Origin of the sequence: Arenibacter hampyeongensis, assembly GCF_002909255.1 — a bacterium.
Lineage (GTDB): Bacteria > Bacteroidota > Bacteroidia > Flavobacteriales > Flavobacteriaceae > Arenibacter > Arenibacter hampyeongensis.
In genome coordinates this window covers 291,442-312,629 of record NZ_PIOB01000002.1, presented here as the reverse complement: position 1 = coordinate 312,629, position 21,188 = coordinate 291,442, and the positions used below count along the sequence as shown (strand labels likewise).

Annotated in this window: 22 protein-coding genes; 6 read left to right on the top strand and 16 right to left on the bottom strand. The window is 35.3% G+C overall.

What is annotated here, in order from left to right; genetic code table 11:
- The first annotated feature begins 653 nt into the window (after positions 1 to 653).
- Entirely contained in the window at positions 654 to 1,232 is a 579-nt protein-coding gene (locus tag CWD91_RS06245; RefSeq protein ID WP_103440122.1) for a TetR/AcrR family transcriptional regulator, read from the top strand.
- A gap of 73 nt (positions 1,233 to 1,305) precedes the next feature.
- Here CWD91_RS06245 and CWD91_RS06240 read toward each other — a convergent pair whose 3' ends face one another.
- Positions 1,306 to 1,809, bottom strand: a complete 504-nt coding sequence (locus tag CWD91_RS06240; protein ID WP_103440121.1) for a hypothetical protein — start codon at positions 1,807 to 1,809, stop codon at positions 1,306 to 1,308.
- Positions 1,810 to 2,129: 320 nt separating this feature from the next.
- On the opposite strand from CWD91_RS06240, the gene CWD91_RS06235 reads away from it, so the two are divergent.
- The 3 genes from CWD91_RS06235 (at position 2,130) to CWD91_RS06225 (ending at position 4,681) form a co-directional block, all read left to right on the top strand.
- The gene (locus CWD91_RS06235; RefSeq protein WP_157943737.1) at positions 2,130 to 3,560 is read left to right on the top strand and encodes a hypothetical protein; all 1,431 of its coding nucleotides are present in this window, start codon (positions 2,130 to 2,132) and stop codon (positions 3,558 to 3,560) included.
- Positions 3,561 to 3,617: 57 nt separating this feature from the next.
- The gene (locus tag CWD91_RS06230; RefSeq protein WP_103440119.1) at positions 3,618 to 3,941 is read left to right on the top strand and encodes a hypothetical protein; all 324 of its coding nucleotides are present in this window, start codon (positions 3,618 to 3,620) and stop codon (positions 3,939 to 3,941) included.
- A 248-nt stretch (positions 3,942 to 4,189) separates the two neighbouring features.
- Positions 4,190 to 4,681, top strand: coding sequence for a Dps family protein (locus tag CWD91_RS06225; RefSeq protein WP_103440118.1), 492 nt, complete (start codon positions 4,190 to 4,192; stop codon positions 4,679 to 4,681).
- 375 nt (positions 4,682 to 5,056) lie between these two features.
- Here the strand turns inward: CWD91_RS06225 and CWD91_RS06220 are convergent, their stop codons facing one another.
- The 12 genes from CWD91_RS06220 to CWD91_RS06175 all read right to left on the bottom strand — a co-directional run bounded on the left by CWD91_RS06220 (position 5,057) and on the right by CWD91_RS06175 (position 14,305).
- The gene (locus CWD91_RS06220; RefSeq protein ID WP_103440117.1) at positions 5,057 to 6,088 is read right to left on the bottom strand and encodes an AraC family transcriptional regulator; all 1,032 of its coding nucleotides are present in this window, start codon (positions 6,086 to 6,088) and stop codon (positions 5,057 to 5,059) included.
- Between the two features lie 28 nt (positions 6,089 to 6,116).
- Positions 6,117 to 6,260: a DUF5670 family protein gene (locus tag CWD91_RS22630; RefSeq protein WP_157943736.1), complete on the bottom strand. Its 144-nt coding sequence runs from the start codon at positions 6,258 to 6,260 to the stop codon at positions 6,117 to 6,119.
- Positions 6,261 to 6,317: 57 nt separating this feature from the next.
- A complete protein-coding gene (locus CWD91_RS22625) occupies positions 6,318 to 6,458 on the bottom strand; it encodes a hypothetical protein (RefSeq protein WP_157943735.1) in 141 nt (46 codons plus the stop codon).
- 266 nt (positions 6,459 to 6,724) lie between these two features.
- On the bottom strand, positions 6,725 to 9,304 hold the full coding sequence (locus CWD91_RS06215) for an ATP-binding protein (RefSeq protein WP_103440116.1): 2,580 nt from the start codon (positions 9,302 to 9,304) through the stop codon (positions 6,725 to 6,727).
- Between the two features lie 12 nt (positions 9,305 to 9,316).
- Positions 9,317 to 9,763, bottom strand: a complete 447-nt coding sequence (locus CWD91_RS06210) for a response regulator (protein WP_103440115.1) — start codon at positions 9,761 to 9,763, stop codon at positions 9,317 to 9,319.
- Between the two features lie 12 nt (positions 9,764 to 9,775).
- Positions 9,776 to 10,339, bottom strand: a complete 564-nt coding sequence (locus CWD91_RS06205) for a helix-turn-helix domain-containing protein (protein WP_103440114.1) — start codon at positions 10,337 to 10,339, stop codon at positions 9,776 to 9,778.
- 236 nt (positions 10,340 to 10,575) lie between these two features.
- Positions 10,576 to 10,911, bottom strand: a complete 336-nt coding sequence (locus CWD91_RS06200; protein ID WP_103440113.1) for a hypothetical protein — start codon at positions 10,909 to 10,911, stop codon at positions 10,576 to 10,578.
- A 211-nt stretch (positions 10,912 to 11,122) separates the two neighbouring features.
- Positions 11,123 to 11,314: a hypothetical protein gene (locus tag CWD91_RS06195; RefSeq protein WP_103440112.1), complete on the bottom strand. Its 192-nt coding sequence runs from the start codon at positions 11,312 to 11,314 to the stop codon at positions 11,123 to 11,125.
- Between the two features lie 80 nt (positions 11,315 to 11,394).
- Positions 11,395 to 11,556, bottom strand: coding sequence for a DUF1328 family protein (locus CWD91_RS06190; RefSeq protein WP_031443085.1), 162 nt, complete (start codon positions 11,554 to 11,556; stop codon positions 11,395 to 11,397).
- 309 nt (positions 11,557 to 11,865) lie between these two features.
- Entirely contained in the window at positions 11,866 to 12,603 is a 738-nt protein-coding gene (locus CWD91_RS06185) for an SOS response-associated peptidase (protein ID WP_103440111.1), read from the bottom strand.
- Between the two features lie 59 nt (positions 12,604 to 12,662).
- Positions 12,663 to 13,112, bottom strand: coding sequence for a ferritin-like domain-containing protein (locus tag CWD91_RS06180; RefSeq protein WP_103440110.1), 450 nt, complete (start codon positions 13,110 to 13,112; stop codon positions 12,663 to 12,665).
- 320 nt (positions 13,113 to 13,432) lie between these two features.
- Positions 13,433 to 14,305, bottom strand: coding sequence for a mechanosensitive ion channel family protein (locus CWD91_RS06175; protein WP_103440109.1), 873 nt, complete (start codon positions 14,303 to 14,305; stop codon positions 13,433 to 13,435).
- Between the two features lie 482 nt (positions 14,306 to 14,787).
- On the opposite strand from CWD91_RS06175, the gene CWD91_RS06170 reads away from it, so the two are divergent.
- A complete protein-coding gene (locus CWD91_RS06170; protein WP_103440108.1) occupies positions 14,788 to 16,071 on the top strand; it encodes a DUF2254 domain-containing protein in 1,284 nt (427 codons plus the stop codon).
- A 107-nt stretch (positions 16,072 to 16,178) separates the two neighbouring features.
- Entirely contained in the window at positions 16,179 to 17,540 is a 1,362-nt protein-coding gene (locus tag CWD91_RS06165) for an NAD-dependent succinate-semialdehyde dehydrogenase (RefSeq protein WP_103440107.1), read from the top strand.
- Between the two features lie 144 nt (positions 17,541 to 17,684).
- On the opposite strand, the gene CWD91_RS06160 is transcribed toward CWD91_RS06165, so the two are convergent.
- The 3 genes from CWD91_RS06160 to rho form a co-directional block, all read right to left on the bottom strand.
- On the bottom strand, positions 17,685 to 18,374 hold the full coding sequence (locus tag CWD91_RS06160) for a hypothetical protein (protein WP_103440106.1): 690 nt from the start codon (positions 18,372 to 18,374) through the stop codon (positions 17,685 to 17,687).
- Between the two features lie 30 nt (positions 18,375 to 18,404).
- On the bottom strand, positions 18,405 to 19,097 hold the full coding sequence (locus CWD91_RS06155) for a hypothetical protein (protein WP_157943734.1): 693 nt from the start codon (positions 19,095 to 19,097) through the stop codon (positions 18,405 to 18,407).
- A 234-nt stretch (positions 19,098 to 19,331) separates the two neighbouring features.
- Positions 19,332 to 21,014: a transcription termination factor Rho gene (gene rho, locus CWD91_RS06145; protein ID WP_103440103.1), complete on the bottom strand. Its 1,683-nt coding sequence runs from the start codon at positions 21,012 to 21,014 to the stop codon at positions 19,332 to 19,334.
- Positions 21,015 to 21,188 lie beyond the last annotated feature (174 nt).

The following is a 21,188-nucleotide window of genomic DNA, read 5'->3' as shown; positions in this document are numbered from 1 at the left end:
GTATTACCGGCAATGGATTTGATTAAAATCCTATTCGCCAGTTTGTTAAAAGTGAACTAATATAAAATGAACGTTTGTATATATAACAATTAACAATTATTCCAAAAATACTGGAAGAAGCCAGTATTATATACTTTTTGTTGTGAACAGGAAAAATTTGTATGTAAACTCTGCTAAAATATAAGCCTGTATTGTTAAAATCCTACACAATAATAAAATTAGACTACAAAAATAATGTTAATTGGAATTGTTATGTATGATAATAATTATAGATGTTCACTTATATATGAACATATATAACGACTTGTTAATAGGGGATTGACAGAATAATATAAAAGGTATATGTAATACCTACCCTGATAAACCGAAATAAATTATAGTAGGAAAATTATGATAGCATGCCCATTGTTGGCCGAAATTATTGGGTATATACATGTAATCCCCAATGTTTTACTGTATTGCCTTCAGCTGATATTACGATGAATATTGGATACGCCATCTATTTAAAAATAAATGGGTTAGAGATTAATGAACAAAAAAATCTTAAATATAAGGTACAATAAAACACAGTATGAACGTTTGTTAATATATTAGCAACTATTCTTAATGCAATAGATAACAACCAATCTATTTACCAAATTATTTCAGCTACCATGAAAATTATTACCAAAAAGGAGAAGTTTTTTGACGAGACATTAAAGTTAATAAGTGAAAAAGGTTTTAAGGCAACTACAATGCGGGATATTGCCGAGAGAATGGATTTTGAAGTAGCCAACATTTATAATTATATTGAATCCAAAGATTCGCTCCTAGAAAATTATCTTTTCGATGTCCTAGTTGATTTCACTGAATATTTGGATAACATTGTATCATCCTCCTATTCGCCAGTGGAAAAATTGAAGCTAGTTATTTCCAGACATGTGCAGTATACCGCTATGAAACCTTATGTGATATCTCTTTTTGTGAATGAGTGGAGAAACTTAAATCAACCGAAGCTTAAGGAGTTTGAGGAGATGAGGATAAGCTATATGAAGAAAGTTGAACATTTAATTTCGGAGGGTATAGAAAATGGGGATTTAAGGCACATGAATACTGCGTTCTCTACTTTTATGATATTTTCATCAATGAGATGGTTGTTTAATATGGTTATCAATGAAAATGAAAAAATTAACCCGATTGAAATGGAGAAACAGCTTATGGATTTTATTTTTCTTGGAATTTCCAAGCAGTAAATTTTATTATTGAAATCTTAATAAGAAAAGAATACCCTAGGTTTCGTTCAATTGATTCCTAGGGTATATTTATTTAAAATTGATACCTTAAACCAAGGGCAATATCCAGTCCCAAATCGTTGTTGTTATAACGTTCGTCACCAAAAGCTATTTCGGGCCTAAAGTCTAAAGAAATTAACAAGGGGATATCAAAATTGTATTCAATTCCTATATCTCCTGCTCCAAAAACAAAAGTATCGGTATAATCATTACCATCATTAAAGTTTTTGTTGTCATTAAAACTATAGGATCCAATACCACCACCAAGTCCAACATACCAATTAAAACCATTTTCAATATTCCAGACCCATTGGTGAAGGCCGGCAAGTTTAAATCCATCATAATTTTTACCATCTCTCCAACCCAAGTCCAATTCCAACCTATGGGTAGTGCTTAAGCGTGCTTGGTAAGATATTTCACCGCCAAAACCGTCATTGTCACCTAATCTCAATCCTAGGGCATTTTTGGAAATGGATTGGGCATTGGCCGTAACCATTGTTATTGCAACAATTGCTAATACACTAAATATTTTTTTCATTATTATATTTTTAATTTGATTGCAAGATTAGTCAAAAATTGGGATCAAAAAGGATGCCATCAAAATAAATTATAACGCAATAGCTTATTGTTCAATTCAGTTAATTTTAAATTTTGTTGGACCATTAAATATGTTATTAAGTCCCCAATTTTGTTAATAATGGTCTTTTACTACCAAACATGGCATTCGTAATTTTTAAAAATAGATTGTTCAGAATAAGTGTTATTGCGATTGCAATATTTTTTATGATGATTGTGATCTTTCAATTCGCAGTCAAAAAATATATTGTCAATTTCCTTGATAAAAAAATACCGAACCATATGCATTTGGTGTACGGGGAAATAGAAGTAAACCTTGTTGCTGGCGTTATTCAATTACAGGATATTACCTTAGGTATAAGCAATAGGGATTCAGGTGTTATACTTACAGAAATGCAAATGGAAGCCATTAGGTTGAAAGGCTTTGGATATTTCAACTATTTTTTCGGTAACACTATTGGGGCCAATAAAATAAAGTTGCTTAACCCTAAGGTACGTTATTATAGCAATAATTCTTCGAAGGAAATTAATTCAGATAGCATTTTATTGGCCGGAACTGAGAAGGTTTTTACATTGGACCGTTTGGAAATTGTGGACGGTGAAATTGTAGTTATTCGAAAAGAAACCAACACCATAAAGTTAATGGCGGAAAAATTGAATCTATCTGTCGAAGATTTAAAAACCGATAGAAGTTTGTTCAAAATGAAAATCCCCTTTGCCTATGGAAAGTATTCCCTGAGTACGGGGAGAATGTTTTTGGATATTGACCCATTTGAAATATTAACGATTAAAGGTTCCATAGTAGAGGGGAATGAGCTTCAATTGTCCAATTTAAACTTAAAGACCAAGTACGATAGAAAAGAATTTTCCCAAAGATTGAAGAAAGAACACGACCACCTCGATTTGACCGTCGAGGAAGTTAAATTGTCCAAAATAGATTTTGGATTTAATTCTGAACGTTTTTTTTTAAAGTCCGGCTCAATGGTAGTTCAACAACCCATTCTATCCATTTATCGTGACAAATTAGTTGCCGATGATTTGATGCAGAAAAAATTATACAGCCAAAAATTAAGGGAAATGCGAATGGATTTGGATATTTCCGAGATCAGTATTATAAATGGATATATATCGTATGCAGAATTGGTTAATGAAGGGAGTTTGCCAGGGGAACTTGTGTTTTCGGATTTGGATGCAAGCTTGAAGAACATTTCAAATACTGATGGGAATATGGAGGAGGCCAAGATAGAGGCTAGGGCGCTTCTTATGGGAAGTTCCCCAATTCAACTCCAGTGGAATTTTCGCCCGAGTAAGGAAAATGATGCTTTTTACGTATCTGGAATTGTTAAGGATTTTGAATCCGAAAGTATCAACCAATTTTTAAAATCCAATCTTCGGACGAAGGCAGAAGGTAGTATAAATGAGCTTTATTTCACTATTAGCGGGGATAATACAAGTTCTAAGGGGGATATAAAAATGAAGTATCGGGATTTTCGTTTTATGGTTCTGAAAAAGGATAGATTGGGTGTCAATAAGTTTTTAACATTTTTAGGTAATATGATCACCAATGACGGTTCTAAAACAGATGATATGGGATATAGGTACGGAGAGATATACGTTGAAAGGGATACCACCAAATCGTTCTTTAATTATTTATGGCTCAATGTTATGGATGGTATTATGAATACCCTAACCGGAGATGGTAAAAAGGATTAGGTTATTTCAGGAAGTTTAATGGTATTAATTAAAAAATGGTAAATAACATTTCAAATCATGGTTTTCAAATCACTTTTAGCTAAAAGTTATATGGGAGCCATTTCAAAAGACAGGGAACAAATTATACTGTATTACCACTCCGAAAACTCTAGGGGAAAGTTAACCTTTGCCTATGTTGTTTCATCGAAAAATTATATTCTGACCATTGATATTACAAAAATCACCTTAGGTGCACTTAATGTATTGAAATGCGGGATGGTTTGGACATCGAAAGAGCTGATCTTATTAATAAGGACCATACGGATTCCAGGACAAAATTTAGAAAAGGGAATTTGCAAATGGTGGAGGATGAAGGGCTATAAATACTTAAAACCGGTCTGAATTGCTCAATTGCCCTATAGTAATTATAGACGACATATATATCCCAATAAAAACTTATTCGGTGTGCGTTGAATTGCTGGAATTGGATGATTTAGGCATTGGCATAAGTTAGGCGTACCAAAGGAAATCTTTGGACTGCAATAATGTTAGGCTTGAATGCAATAGAGCAAATCAAAAAATGGTTCCGATCAAGGTATCCAAAAAGGGAACCTTAATATAATAGATATTAACAAAAAATAAAAATCATTATGGAAACAACACAAACCGACATCGGAATTAAGAAAGATAACAGAAAGGCCGTGGTAGAAATGCTTCGTAAACTTTTGGCGGACGAATATTTGCTTTATACCAAACTTAGGAATGCCCACTGGAATGTTGAGGGAATAGACTTCCATACCAAGCATGTGTTTTTTGAGGAAGAATACAATAAAATTGAAAAAATTGTGGATGAGGTCGCCGAGCGAATTCGTATGTTGGGATTTTATTCCCCTGGAACCTTAAATGAGTTTTTAGATCTTTCACATCTAAACGATGAAAGTCCAAAAAAGAATGATAGTTATAGCTTTATGGAGGTCTTATTAAAGGATCATACAACCATTATACAGTTTATTAGAAAGAGTATTGGGGAAAATACAGAAGAGCATAACGATGAGGGTACTGCAGATTTTATAACAGGGATTATGCAAGTTCATGAGCAGATGTCCTGGATGCTTAGGGCATCCTTAAAAACATTTAAATAGTAGATATACCATACTCAACAATAGCAAACGGCATGAATATTTTTCTTGCCGTTTTGTATTATACGTGAATAGGTTCCTGAGGTTGGCAATCCATTAATTAATTGCCCAAAGCGTTTTTATGGTACACCACTTACTTGTCATATAGTTAATTGCTCTAAGTACTTAAATTTTATAAGCCCTTATTCCTTTAGAGTATAAAATTACACCCCTCTTGACTGCCCATTTAATTTCCATTTACAATTTACAACCCATCCATTCGACCATAAGTTGTATAATTAAAAGTATGATCGGTAATAAGGTAAGATTACTGGTTGAAAACAAAAAAAAACCAGCCCTAAGGACTGGTTGTTGATAAACCTATCAAACAAAAATATATTAAGCTGTTGCAGCTATCGGGTTTTGGTGATCCTGATAGAATTTAGGGCTACAGTTATATTTCTCCTTAAATATTTTGGAGAAATAACTTCTACTGGTCAATCCTACGCTATATACAATCTCAGAAATGTTGAGGTCTGTAGTTTTAATAAGATGTTCTGCAGTTTCAACCCTTATGTTCCTTATGTAATCCGTTACGGTCCTATCAAATATCAATTTAAATCCTTCCTGTAGCTTTGCTGGCGATAGGCCGGTTTTAGTGCTAAGGTATTTGAGACTATATTGAATTTCAGGATAATTTTTAATAAAATTGGCCAATTCATTTATATCCTCAATCTCTTCCCTGCTCAATGACCCAAAATTGTTTTTTGCATTTTTCTTATCTTCTTTATGCTGTTGTATTTCCATCGCCAGAATAAGGTGGACTATACCTTTGGTCAATAAGTTTCGTACCAAGCCTTTTTGGGTAATAGCTTCCAGTTGTTGCATTCTTTCTGCTATTTGTAAGTTATAAGACCCTGTATAGGCAAATGTTTCATTGTTGTTTTTGGGCATAAAGGTCTTTAATAATTGCTTTTGCAATAGGTCGCTGCCCTCATCGTTGGAAGTCACCTCGTGGGTGTCTACCATGATGTTGGAAAGCTTAATATTTACATTTTCTTCAAAAAATAAGGTGGTATCCTTGTTGGGGTCGCAAGAAAAGATTCCGGTTTGAAACTGGTTCAGGATTCTTTTCTCCCCCTTAATTCCAAAACTATGGGATACTTTTCCTTGAGCGCAGTACATAAAATGAATGGGATTGGATACCGGCATATTGTTTATGATAATGGTATCTTCACTAAAAATAAGATCAAATTCCATAAAGGCAATGTTGTTCTTAAATGAGATTCCCCTAATTTCACCACGAACAAAATTGTTGTCCAGTTGCAGGTTATATTCTTGTGGACGGGCGACTAAACTACCTCCTAAATCTTGTTGTAACTGATTAAAAATATTGTCTATATTATTCGATTTTAGATATACTATTTTCATGGTTCCTTGTTTTAAGTTAATTTCTTTATTACTCTCTTATCACCCTTGCAATACAAAGTCCTACAGCTACCAATAGGAAAAAATGTATTTTAATGCCCATATCCAACATAAAAAGGCCTATTACCCAAATAATGAGCATAATTAAGGCTACAACAATCAACATTTTGGACATTATTTGTATTTGGTAAATAAAAATGACTTACCAAGTCATTGCATATTGATTTTAATCCTAATCGGATTCAACTTTTTGATTGGTCATTCCCATAATAAAATTCTCAGGCAGACCACTACTTTGGTTAGGGTTGGATTCCAACGTCCAACTTTTTCCGACTTTCGAATTCAATGGAATTTGATTTATTGTCTTTTTCATGGTTGTTGTCTTTAAATGTTTGTTAATGTGTTGTACAAATTTCGATATAGAGGGAGCCTTTTGTGTTATACAATTTTTATATTCTGTTATATAATTCGACGAAAATGAGGTGTTTTGACCAAAAACGGCAGTAATTTTATGGCTTGAGCCAATGTTTTTGGACGGTTATATTATAAGGGGTGTGGAATTACCTTATTCCGAAAGTGGATTCAAGGAAGAGATAATGAAGAAGCTTTTGGTCGCTTAAGAGTACGATCTGGGATAATTTAGGCGGGTAGGTAAATGAAAAATGAAGCTCCTTTATTGGGTTCACTTTGAGCCACAATATGGCCTTTATGCTTTCCTACTATTTTCTTGCAGATAGCCAGTCCAATTCCTGATCCCGAATATTCATTTTTGTGGTGAAGACGTTGGAAAAGTTCAAATATTTTGTCGGAATCTTTCTGATCAAATCCAATGCCGTTGTCTTCAATTGAAATACAGTAATATTGTTTGGCTTTTTTTCTAAAGTCATGTTGAATCTCACTGCGTTCCAATTTTCTGCAGTCGATTGTGACCTTAGGACTTTGTTGGGTACTGTGATATTTAACCGAGTTTGAAACCAGGTTACTAAAGAGCTGTTCCAATTGGAAGGGTACTCCTTTTACTTCGGGAAGATCTGCTATTTGGATTTCCATTCCCGATTCTTTGATAGGTGCTTCAAGATCATCCAGAACCTTTTCCATAACCAGGTTCAAATCAACCAAGACATAATCCTTTTTACTGATATTAATCCGGGAATAGGATAGAAGATACTTTATAAGGGTTTGCATCCTATTGGCAGATATGGCTATTTTGTTTAAATATTCCTCTTGCTGTCCGGAAAAATTATCGGAACCACTATCCGTAATCCGGGAGATGAATAATTGTATTTTTCTGAGTGGTTCCTGAAGGTCATGACTGGCAACTCGGTTAAAGGATTCCAATTCATTGTTGGAGTGTTTTAATTCTAGGTTTTTATCCTTTAATTTTTGTTCGTTTTGTAACTCTTTGGTGATATCCCTTACCACCCCTATAAATTCGTTTTGAAGGTAGTGTCCTGTATTCTGTAAATATTTGACCTTTCCGGATTTCGTTATAATGCGATATCTAAAATTGCTGATGATCTTATCCTCAATGGCCAATTTTACTTTCTCGTCATAAATTTTTAGATCTTTGGGATGTATAAATGGCCTATAGTTTTCAGGGCTGAGTATAAATTCGTTGGGTTCACATTCCAATAACCGGTAAAAATTGTCGGACATGTGCGACTCCATATTTGTAATTTTCAATCGGTAACTGCCAATATTTGCTTCCGTTTCGGCGTCGTTCAAAATGGAATTCTGAATCGTCAATTGTTCATTTAACTCCAACAGACGTTGTTTTGAAGTTACAATTTGGGTAATGTCATATGAAGTTAGAGTAATGCCATTGTCCAATTTGTTCATGGTAGTGTGTATCCAAACTGCCTCTCCCTTCAAAGTATATTGAGCTTCATGGGTTGCAATAATTCCTTTGTCAGCGCACTTTACCATTAGATCAAACAATCCACTTTCATGAACAAACGGAAAGATTTTAGAGATGGAATTACCTATGACCTCGCTTGTTTGTTTTCCAGTAAGCCTTTCACTTTCCTTGTTTGTAAATAAATATTTAAAATCGGAAACCTTCCCATTTAAATCTCTTTCCGTACTTAAATGGCTGATGGTGTTGCTTGTACTTTCAAGGATATTGTTCAATAACGCCTTGGTTTCCTCAAGTTGATTGTTTTGTGTTTCCAACTTTTCGTTCAAGATTTTCAAGTGCTTGGCGTGCTGCTGCTCAGCGGTGATGTCGGTAGAGGTAGTTAGAACACCTTTCTCCATTATCACTGCTGTGGTCTTAAACCAAAATGAATTCCCATTATAATCAAACAACTTTTCAAATTTACGGGGGGTACCTTCTTTTATAACAGCTACCAATTCTTCAAAAATGCCATTCTGAAAATTTATGGGAATAAGCTCCGACATTTTTCTATGAGCTATATCCTTGGATTTTTCTCCCAACACAACCTCTATCTTTTCGTTGGTAAACTCTATGATGAAATCCTTAATTTCCCCTGAAGCGTCATATACGGGCAAAAAATAACTGATAATGTTGTCTGTACTGGCAATAATTTTTTGCATAAATCTCTCTGCGGTAACTGTTTTCTTTCTTTGGGCATTGATCTGCAAAAAGGAAATTACGAATATGAACAATGCAAACGTTCCTAACAAAAGGGTCATTATAGGGGTGAAAAAAATCTGTGATTTATATTCTTCCGTTCGTTTTGTAAGTTGCAGTTGCATTTCTCGCTGCATTTGATTTTCAAGCAAGTTCAACTGTGTCACTGCACTGGATACATCGGTTATTTTATTTTGATCACCTTCAGAATAAGTTGATTTTTGATAAGGAATTTGTGAGATGACACTAAGGGCCTGGTAGAGACTATCCTGCCATTGGCTTACCTTAAGAAGAGTTTTTTGTTGTGTGGGGTTATGGCCCGTAAGTTCCTTTAATTTTTTGAAAGACGCCAATACCTCCGGTTGGTAAACTTTAAATGAGGATATGCCCAAGGTGTCCCGTAGCAATACGTTTTTGAATTCCGTAGATTGCATTTGGTCATAGTAAGTAAAAAGTTGGTTTATTTCCTTATTTATCTGCAGAGTATGGGTTACCCAATTTGCCGATTCACCTAAGCGTACAACCTGTTTGTAACTTACGCTCCCAATAAACATTAAGAGGGCAATGGCCAAGATTAGCAGGACCGCAAAAAATTTTGATGAAGAAGCCAATTTTTTAAATGTCATACTATTGGACCATTAAATACGTAACAAAAAATTATCCCGGTTTAAAGCGGAGGTATGGTATTGCCAATTTAACTGTAACACTTTATCTATGGCATTTTTAAGACCTCCAAAACTGTTTGGTTTATTAATATAGATATTGGCCCCGTTTATAAAGGTCTCCTCAATATCCGCTTCCGAGGAAGACGTTGAATATATGGCGACCATTAACTCTTTAAGGCAGGAGTTGTTTCTAATTTCATTGAGACATTGCATTCCATTTTTTATGGGCATGTTCAAGTCCAAAAAAATAATTTGCGGTAATACTACCTTGGGCAAGGTCAAATAATCCATTAATTCTTGGCCGTTGTTGAATAATGATAGATTGGTATTGATTTTAATCTCTTCAATGGCCTCTTTAAACAACATTCTGTCGTCCTCATCATCATCTGCCAAGGCAATATTCATGGTACGTAAAGGCATAATCTTATTCGGTTATTCTTTGGTTATAGATCTTTCTTTTCGTTTTTGAATTATCTTCAAAAATGTGGAGGGGGTAAGACCAGTAGTTTTTTTGAATTGGGCAGATAAATGGGCTACACTACTATAATTAAGTTTGTATGCTATTTCCGTTAGAGTTGAATCATTTTGACTTATGAGGTTTTTAGCATAATCAATTTTTTTCAAAATCACAAAATTCTCTATAGAGGAATAGGTAGTTTCCGAAAAGATTGATGACAAGTACGTATAGGTATAGTCCAGTTTTTCCGAAAGATAAGTAGAGAAGTTAATTCGTTTTGGGTTCTCTTCATCATGTATCCATTCCGTAACGGTATCTTTTATGCGCTGCACCAAAGCTACTTGCTGATCATCCATAATTTCTATGCCATAATTGCCCAACATATTACTTATTTTCTGTTCTTCGATCCCAGTGGGTTGTCTAATAAATTCAATTTCACCAACACCGTGTATGGTATAATCAATACCCAATATATCCAATTGTTCCCGTAAAACAGTTTTACAGATAGTATTAAAATCGAATTTCAAATAGACTCTCATCAATTGTTTGCCATTATAGGTTGAAAAGACCTTTAAATTCTTTTAAAATATGAAGAATTGGCCTTATAAACAAAGATGATGATTTTTTGATTTGAATTATAGTTCCTAAATCATTTTTTTATCCATAGACTCCATGTTCCATGCCATTTATTGGGGCTATTTTACTTTTCTATTGGCTTGTGTTCTTCGGAACATATAATTTGAAATTAAAAAAATGTAGTTAACATCTGTCGGCACTACTGCGCCTTGGTATTATCCTTTAAATAGTTTTCTTTAGGAATTTGTTTGAAAAATTCGGCAGTTTCTAGATTTCTGGCTGGGCTGTAATTTGCCAAAACAGTTCCCTTGCTGCCATCCTTGGTCTCCAATATGTACAATATGGACATATCCGAAGGATTGCTCATTCCTTCGAACCTGTATTCGGCAACTATATATACATTTTGCGGGGGATAATTAATTTTGGTGTCCAAATCCACTAAACTATTGTAGTCAACCCTATAGTTGCCTGTGTATCCCTTCTTCTGATATTTGTCAATTATTTCCCTTTCATGTTTGGCGAACTTATTTTTCATGTCATTAGATTTAAAATTGATGTGCAGTTCTTAGTATTTACACTTATTGTTGTATATCCTACAAGGTTATTGTCATTCAAGTATTTTATTTCATCCAATTTTATTGAGTGCGGGTTCCTATTCGATTCTAATTTTTAAATTAAAAAACGGACATGGTCCTGTAAGGAAAATGTCCGTTTCGATTAAAAATAAGCCAGTTAATAATGATGTTTTAATTATCGTCCGTAGCATCATCTATTTCATCCCCAATTTCTTCTACACCTTCTTCAATGTCCTCACCTACCTTTTCCACCCCATCTTTAATTTTTTCTCCGGCAGATTTGTCTTCCCTACAGCCATTTAAGGCGGTAAGCGAAACGGTGAATAATAGTGTGAATACAAAATATAATAACGATTTTCTCATGATTGTCTAGATTTTAGATTAGTTTAAAAAGTACTATTGTTTATATGCCATAAGCTTAATTATGGTGTAAAGATCTGTGTTTATATTTTGCTTCGTCCCGTAAACAATGAGATTACAAAAAGTATCAAGAAAATAAAAAATAAGATTTTAGCAATGCTGGCAGCTCCTGCCGCAATTCCACCAAATCCGAAAATGGCGGCTATAATTGCCAATATTACAAATGTGACTGTCCAACGTAACATAGTATGTGTTTTTAAGGTTAATATTGTGGGCCACTATTCGATGCCCTTTATACAAATGTCCAAGTATTTTCCCAAATTCCTTTGCGGTATCCAGTTAATGTTTAACTCAGATAGCTATAAAAGGTAATTGGTAACGATTTAATATTGAAGTAGTTGCTGTTGTAGTTGAGAAGTGTAGTTGAATAAGTTTGTCAGAACTATTCCAATACTACTATGGTCTATTTTTGGATCAGGGCTTTGACTTTGTACCTTTTGTACTGAAATTTAAACCCCACAAAGGTTACAAAATTGTGTGCTAAGCTTACTTAATTATAAGGAAAGCAATTCTACACCGTGTTTAAGGATCATTCCAGTTGGTACAGCCTCATAGTATACTGGCTCCAACATGGAGGAGTATGAAATATTATTTTTAAAAAATTCCTTTGAAATGGGATGAGCTATTAACTCGAAGTTAGGGGTAATATTAAAGAGATTTTGGATGTCGTTTTTATTTAAATCTTGACTTAGCCATGTGCTGTTAAGGTCTTTGGGTAGCATCAAAGGAAAGGTACCGTCAATATTTTTAATTGCTTTTAGACCTTGATGGCCATGGGTTGTGATAATGGAGCAGCTTAGGAAACCATCATCCAGTTTATTGTAGATTCCCGCCAAGCAAAATGGCAAACTGGAACTTCTGTGAAAATAGTAAGGATAAAGCATACCATTGATAAGGTATGATGTAAAAAATCCAGTAACAGGAATAAGGCACCTTCTATTTAATAGTGCACTGGAATACCATGACGGGTTTTTCAAAGAGTTGATGTTGAGGTTTAAGGAATTGAAGATATCTTGAAATGCATTCCAATCATCCTTGTATCCTTCAGGTAATAGGCCCCAAATGGCAGGAACCAGTAATTCTGCTTCCTCCATAGGTATTATGGGTATTGTAACTTCGTCCATGCCGTTGATCAACACTTGTTTTTGAAATAAATAGGGGTATTTAAAGCGCCTATTGAATTCCTTTTCCAATGTTGTAGCACTAGCTGTATTGGATAGTTTATGGTACATAATACTAATTTAGCGAAATCTATATTTTTTGGGTGCTTTAGTTTTAGTCTAACAATTAATTAATTTAAATCTTCCAAACGCTTTACCTGATTCAGGTCGGCCTGAATTTGGTTCATTTGTTGGGTCAAAATCGTAACCGTGCTAGGGGGTAAGCTTGTGTCCGCAAGCACCTCACTATATTCTTGTACTGATGCTTTTTCACCTCTAATGGCTTCTTCCAACATGGCTTCGTCATCCTTAGTAGAAAAGAGCGACCTAACATCCATCCATGTTCGGTGTAACGCCCCTGTTACACTTCCATCTTTTTCCCATTTTTGTCCAAAATTTGTAATTTCACTTTTCAGCTCCGTTCCAAAATTATTCCTTTCCGTACTCTTTTTGTCAAAGAAGGATTTTAGAAAGGGGTTGTCCGTGTTGTTGTACGCTTTTTTGTATCCCTTTTCGGCATCGTATGTTTTTTCTAGAAGATCATTTAACTTTTCACTTATAGTTTCCGTATATGTGCTCATTTTAATTAGGGTTTTATAGTTATCAAAGAGTTTTTTTAATGATGCCTCCTGAATGGCATCAGACTAAGGCTAAGTTAATATGTTGTTAAGGAGAGTGTTAACGCTATAAAATATAATTTTTGTTCCATCGCTTTAAGTGCATTCTGGAGGTGTGGCTTTTTCGTTCCTATGAGAGTGTCCCAAGCAGGGTCAAGGTATATGGCAATGAATTATTTCCCCATACTAATTTGGGCGGATAACTGTTGTAAAATGAGTTTTAGAAGCTTTGCCAATGATCCATTTAAGTTCAGAAGAAAAAAATCGTTACGCTTTGGATAATATTATGTGGACTTCATGAAATCTTTAGGAAAATCCAATGTGCGAATGGGAAAAGGAATGTTGATACCATTTTGGTCAAATGCCTTTTTAATGGCAATCATGGCTGTAGTTTTTGCTTTCAACAATTCTATGGCTGAAGTGGATTGTATCCAAAACCGCGTTTCAAAATTAATGGAGCTATCGCCAAATTCGGTATATAGAAAAATCACTTCCTTGGAATTCTCTATATTATCAAAATTGGATTTAATTGTTTTGCAGACCAAATCACGGACAAATTCCAAATCGGACGAATAACCCACGCCACATTTTAGGATTACTCGGGATTGGGCCGTAGTTGAGAAGTTTCGTAAAGGATTTTCCAATACCAATTTATTGGGAATGTAAACCAAATTATTATCCGATTGTTTAATGGTCACTGCCCTTAAATCTATGTCGATTACCTCGCCTTCATAATTGTTGCTTTCTATCCAATCCCCAAATTTAATATGTTTTATATAAGAGAGGACAATTCCGGAGAAGGTGTTGGCCAAGGCTCCCTGTAGGGCAAGACCAACAGCAAGGCCGGCCACTCCGGCACCCGCTAAAATAGTGTTTAGGGTTTTGCTTAAATCCAATATTCCAAGTACCAAAAATAGTCCAGTCAGTATTACTAGAATAGAAAGTAGCTTGGCAATAACATTTTTCATGGATTTCTGAAGACTACTATTTTCCAGTAGTTTCCAGGTGAGTTTGGAGACATATTTAGAAAGAATAATAACAAGGGTGAATACGACCAAGGCAAGAATGAAGTTTGGCAGATTCACAATTAAACTATCTAACCAGGTTGTTAGTCTATTTATCATTTCCTTCCAAGCCTCGTCAATATTTAAATCCATAATAGTTATTGTTTAGTCTTTGGTATAGAATTTAAGAAGATTATTTTTATTCACCCTTATGGCATATAAATATACCGAATTTTAGGGAGCTAAGGTTATAAAAATGGTTCCGACGTATTGAAATATCGGAACCATTAATTAACAACCAACCTAACCATCTAACCTTGAATTACTTTTGTAGTTCGTAGTAATTCAAAACAGAATACTTTTTATCCTAAATGTCCCCCGAAATTTAGGCTTTTCCAATTGCCAATTCGTAGAAGGCAATCGTCCTTTGTTATGTCAAATTTATTTAAGAAAGTTAAAATACCCGTGCTGTATTCTAATTATTATTAACTCTTTTACACAACAGATTCCACTTACTGTACTGTAAGTGGTGCATTTCATTTATTTCCAATCGTTTGTGATACAATTTATAGGTATAGTGCTATTCCAAAAATGGGAATGTACTACCTTTAAATATCAATAAAATTGATATTCCTATGTTGAAATCGGCTATAAAATTATTGAAGAATCTTTATAGTAGGGTTTTGCAAAGTATTGCCTTTTATCCAGTCCTGATTTCGGTTGGGTTTTTATTATTGGCCTTCAAGATATTGGAATTGGAAAGTTTGGAGTTGGTTAAAGACTTAAAACAACGGATGCCTTACTTTTTTATCGAGGATTATGAAACGGCTAGGGCCATATTAACAACCCTTGTTGGTGGTATTCTTTCTTTGACAGTATTTAGTTTTACCATGGTTATGGTTGTGCTAAGTCAAGCATCTTCCAATTTTTCGCCAAGATTATTGCCAAGTTTGGTCTCCAATAAAAGGCATCAATTAATTTTGGGGGTATATATAGGTACTCTTTTATACTGTATCATAATTCTGATTTTTCTTGGAGCGCAGGGAATAGATGCACATTCCGTGGGGTTTTCAACTATGTTCGCCGCAATTTCGGGAGTGTTCTGTATTGGATTGTTTGTGTATTTTATTCATAGCATTTCTACATCCATTCAAATTCAAAATATAATCGATAATATATTTCGCTCCAGCTCAAGATATTTGGATGAGGAATATAAAGATTTTAACTCCTTGAAAGTTGGACTACAAGAACTGCGGTTGAATAATTTTGAAACCATTTATTCACATAAATCTGGCTACTATAGGGGGTTTGATGCCTCACTATTAGGTGATTCCCTAATTGACGAAGGCCACCATATAGAAGTATTGCCATTTGTTGGGAAGCATATGTGGGAGGGTATGCCGCTTATACAGGTTCAGAAGTCGATTGAAGGCAAGGATTTGGAAGACCTATTATTTTGTGTAGATATGTCCAATAATCGAGCAGATAATAACAAGGGTATTGGTGGATTTATTAAATTAATGGAAATTGCGGTCAAAGCCATGTCGCCGGGAATAAATGACCCAGGGACTGCCATTGATGCCATTAATAAATTGGCCCCATTGCTTATGAAAACAATGAGGTTTCCGAATAAAACGTCCAACTCATTGAGGGAAGGAAAGATAATTTTAGTAACAAATAACCTCAGAGCAAAGGAATTATTGCAAATGATTATTCAGCCAATCAGGTTGTATGCAAAAAAGGATAGCTCGGTGGTGCTTGCCCTTATGGGTGCCTTAAAGTATATGGCCCAGGATACGAAAATCTCAAAGGAAAACAAGGAAGAAGTTCAAAAGGAATTGGAGGCGTTAAAAATGGATGTCGAGGAAAACATTGCCAATAAATTTGACCGGGAGAAAATTTTGGCCTTGTTTGTATAGATCAAGAAATTTGGAATAGCAATACCATTCAACATTTATAGTATTGCTTAAGCAATAAAAACGATCCCTTTATATTGAATTGATTACAAATACTAAAACTACAACAAATGGAATATATAGTGTCAGTAAATCCATATGATGGAAAGCCATTGGAAAAGTATAGAATCTATTCTGATGGGGAAATTGAAACAGTAATGGAAAGGGCGGAGTCAGTATTTAAAACTTGGAAAAATGAAGCTGTAGAAAATAGAGCGGGATTATTAAAAAATTTAGCCAAGGCTTTATTGAAAAATAAAACAAATTATGCCCAATTAATGACCAAAGAAATGGGCAAACCTATAAGTCAGGGTATTGCTGAAATTGAAAAATGCGCATGGGCCTGTGATTTTTATGCTAAGAATGCAGCTGGATTCCTTGCGGATGATCTAATAGAAACAGAGGCCGACGAAAGTTTTATTAGTTATGACCCCATTGGTTGCGTATTGGCCATTATGCCTTGGAATTTTCCTTTTTGGCAGGTTATCCGTTTTGCAGCCCCTACTCTCACTGCCGGTAATACAGTAATTTTAAAACATGCCAGTAATGTTCCTGGATGTGGATTGGCACTTCAGGAATTATTTAAATCGGCAGGTTATCCTGAAGGAAGCTTCCAGTTTATTCTTGCAGACCATAAACAGTTGGAGTCTATAATTGGCAATCCAATTGTACAGGGGGTTACCCTTACAGGGAGTGAGAAAGCAGGTAGGGCAATAGCGGCGCAGGCAGGAAAGTATTTAAAAAAATCCGTCATGGAACTCGGTGGCAATAATTCCTGTATTGTTTGGGAAGATGCCGATTTGGATTCCCATATGGATACCATGGTAATGGCCAGAATGCAGAATACCGGACAAAGTTGTATAGCGGCAAAAAGATTTATAGTGGTGGAGGCTATTTATGAAGAGTTCTTAATGAAATTTCGGAATAAAGTCCATAGTCTGAAATCTGGGGACCCAATGGACAATCAAACAGAAATAGGTGTAATGGCAAGAGAGGACCTAGCAAAAACCCTTGCGCAACAGGTAAAGAGGTCAGTAGATAAGGGTGCCAAGGTTTTATTTGGCAATAACCAGAGTGGTTCCTATTATGAGCCTACTATACTTACAGAAGTAGTTCCAGGGATGCCGGCCTTTGATGAGGAACTCTTTGGGCCTGTGGCGGCCATCGTAAAAGCAAAGGATAGGGAGGAAGCCATTGCCTTGGCCGCAAACTCTAAGTTTGGACTGGGTTCCATGCTGTTCACGGAGGATATAACTTCAGCAAGAAAAATAATTGGGGATATACCCGATGGGGCATTTTTTATAAATGAAATGGTAAAGTCCGACCCCAGATTGCCTTTTGGAGGTACCAAAACATCAGGGTATGGTAGGGAATTGTCTATGGAGGGTATGTTGGAGTTTGTGAACAAAAAGACGGTTTATATTAAAAAGTAGGCGGGAATAGAGGCTTTTGCCCTATATATTTAAGTTAAATTGTTGTCTAAATCCTTGGTGTTGTCTTTATATAGACGAAAGAGGATAGGTTTTGGGGAAATTCAGTCTCTTTAATTTAAAGGTGTGAAAAATGCCATGCCCAGATCAAATCCAGAACTTGCGTTTCATTCTTAAGAAACCAACCATAAAACAGATATACATTATTATTATTAGCGTTAGGTGGATTCTTCTAAAATGCACGTATTCGTTTATTTGGTTTATGTAGTTGTAAAATCGGGAAGCTTTAATGGGGACATAACCTATATGGAAAATTAAGAGACCAATGCTTATCCATTTAATTCCCGTATACCTATAATCCAATCTTTTGGTTGCATAACGGTGTTCCCAAAAAAAGAGAATTATGCATATCAAAACGGTAAGTGCCCCGGCCAGGTAACTAAAGATTTGGGATTCCAATTTAAAATTTTGAAAAAAAGGATTCAAAAGGGAGATAAGTAGATAAAATATGCCGCCGTACAATATGTAGTTCTTGTATTTTGTATTTTCTATATAATTCCAATACACGTAAAAAAAATAGAGAAAGAATACTAAATTGTAAATATTATAAATAAAAACATTGTGATTAACAATAGAAGTAAAAATGGAAATATGGAACACTTCGTAGTTCTTTGTAAAATAACCTAATAATTCTGTTAAGAAGGTATACATTAACAGAACGGGAAAATACTTTAATGGACTACTGTAATATTTTGGGTATTTTATTAGTGCTATCAATAAGGTTACGGCATAGAGCGGCTCACTCGCGTTCTCTAAAATAGTATCCAATACTTCCATTTTTGCTTCGATTGGGGTTGTCCGGTTTTACTAATCGGTATGGTAGGGAGGTGGTACCATATTGGCCTCGTTTAAAACAAGACTTTTGTTTTTAACATAGAAGGGAGCGGGAGAGGACGTAGGCATAAAGGAGGCCTCCGATTTGGCTGCTCCCGACTGCTGTCTGTCCATATCTCCGTCTTTTTTTGGTTCCAAATTATCGGTAAGCAAAACAGGAATGTTTTTTCCATTGTCCTCTTCCATAATATAAAAGCCATACTCACGATTGTTTTCAACCTTTGTGGCAGGAATGATAAAAAATGAATTTTGTTTAGGATGTTTTATTTCCCTACCATCCTCAAATGTTTTTTTATCTGGATAATTGGAAAAATAAAAACGCAGTGAGGAAATCTCCACATTTGCCTTTTTCGCTTCCTGTTCAATATAGTTCATGTATTCTTTAATGGTGTTGTAATCATAATATCCAAAACGGGCCACATCGAATTTTTTTTCCGGCGCAAGTTCATTTTCGTATTTTTCAATTAGGCCCACCCTACGCTCACCGTAGGAGTCGTACATAGTTTTGGCTTGGGCCACGGTAACAATTTGTTTAGGGGCCATAATTTCACTGGGTTCCTGTTCTTGTACGGGCGGTTTTTCCTTTTTTTGTTCGCAGGACATGAAACCAAAAATAACTAGGGCACCACAACATAATTTTGTACAAATTCTTTTTAGATTTTTCATAAGTCAAATTTTTACAGTTAGTGTTAAAAAAAGTGAATTTTGTGATAAGCGTTGGGGGAAAACACTTGTTAAATTATATGTTAAATTACTGATTATTGTACATCTAAAAAAATCACTTAAAAAAATAAGTGAATTTAAATGCCAAGAATTGAAACAAAAAAAATCCCATTTGGCCTTTTAACCAAATGGGATTTTAAACTTTACCCCATTTTACGGGGATCTTTCTATTATGGCTTATTGATTCATGGTCAATAAAAACTCTTCGTTGTTCTTTGTTTGCCTAAATCTTTGTTCAATAAATTCCATGGCCTCCACGGGATTCATATCTGCTAGATACTTTCTCATGATCCACATTCTCTGAATGGTGTTTTCATCCAATAAAAGATCATCACGCCTTGTACTCGAAGAAGTAAGGTCGATAGCAGGGAATATTCTACGGTTGGATATTTTCCTATCCAGTTGTAATTCCATGTTTCCTGTTCCTTTGAATTCCTCAAAGATGACTTCATCCATTTTAGAGCCGGTTTCGGTAAGTGCAGTTGCAATAATGGTTAAGGAACCTCCTCCTTCAATATTACGTGCAGCACCAAAGAAACGTTTTGGTTTGTGAAGTGCATTGGCATCCACACCACCACTCAAGACTTTTCCTGAGGCAGGTTGTACAGTATTGTAGGCGCGTGCCAGACGTGTAATGGAATCCAATAAGATGACAACATCGTGTCCACATTCTACCAAACGTTTTGCTTTTTCCAAAACAATATTGGCAACCCGAACATGTTCTGTAGCCTCCTTGTCAAAAGTAGAGGCAACAACCTCACCGCGAACATTGCGTTGCATATCGGTAACTTCCTCTGGACGTTCATCTATCAAAAGAATAATTTGGTAAACTTCAGGATGATTGGCGGCGATACCATTGGCAATATCCTTTAGGAGCATAGTCTTACCAGTTTTAGGCTGGGAAACGATCATGCCCCTTTGTCCTTTTCCGATAGGGGAGAATAAATCTATTATTCTCGTGGAAATGGTGCTCTGCCTTTCGGCGAGGTTAAATTTTTCCTGAGGGAATAATGGGGTCAAGTGTTCAAAAGACACCCTATCCCTAACTATTTGAGGATCTATCCCGTTTATCTTATTCACTTTAATGAGAGGGAAATACTTTTCACCTTCTTTGGGTGGGCGTACATTACCTAGTACCGTATCTCCAGTTTTTAGTCCAAATAATCTTATTTGGGACTGGGATACATAAATATCATCCGGTGAAGAAAGATAGTTGTAATCCGAAGATCTTAAAAATCCGTAGCCATCCTGCATAATATCCAGTACACCTTCACTTTCAATAATACTGTCGAACTCAAATTCAGGTTCTTTGTATTTATTTTTTAGATCCTTGTCAAAATTACTGTTGATTTTGTCAACGCTATTTTTTTGATGGTGTGGATTTTTTTTATGTTGAGGTTTGTTGGATTGGGGAGTATTTTGTTGCGATGTATTTAGTTGAGGTGCAGCCTTTTGAAACTCCTTTTTTGCCGGAACGGGTTTATTGTGTTGGCGAGGTTTTCTTTCGGGTTTGTCCTCCTTCTTGTCCTCGACTGTCACAGGTTTTTCCTCCTGCTCAGTAGGTTTTTCTATTATTTCTACAGATTTAGTTTCCGGTCTAATGGCAACTGGCGACTTTGTAACGGCTGGCTTAGACTTGTCATTTGCTATTCTGGACCTCTTGGGCTTGGGAGCGGTGCTCTCCTCTGAAGCTATCTCGGTTCTTTCCTGGACAATTTTGGGGTTGGATGCTTGTACATCCAAAATTTGATATACCAAATCTAGCTTTTTTAAAGTTTTAAACTTGGCAACATTAAGTCCCTGGGCTATTTCCTGAAGCTCAGGAAGCTTTTTTGATTTTAAATCTGAAATCTCAAACATTAAGTTTTGAATAAATTATACTTATTACGAAAATATGAAGTGTATGTTGTTCTTGTTATGGATAATAAAGGGAATGAAATCCCCTGTTGGTAAGTAATCTGACTTATAACGTAGCAATATTACAAATTATTTTCAATATTTAGGTGATAATTTTTAAAAAGACACTTATTTTTG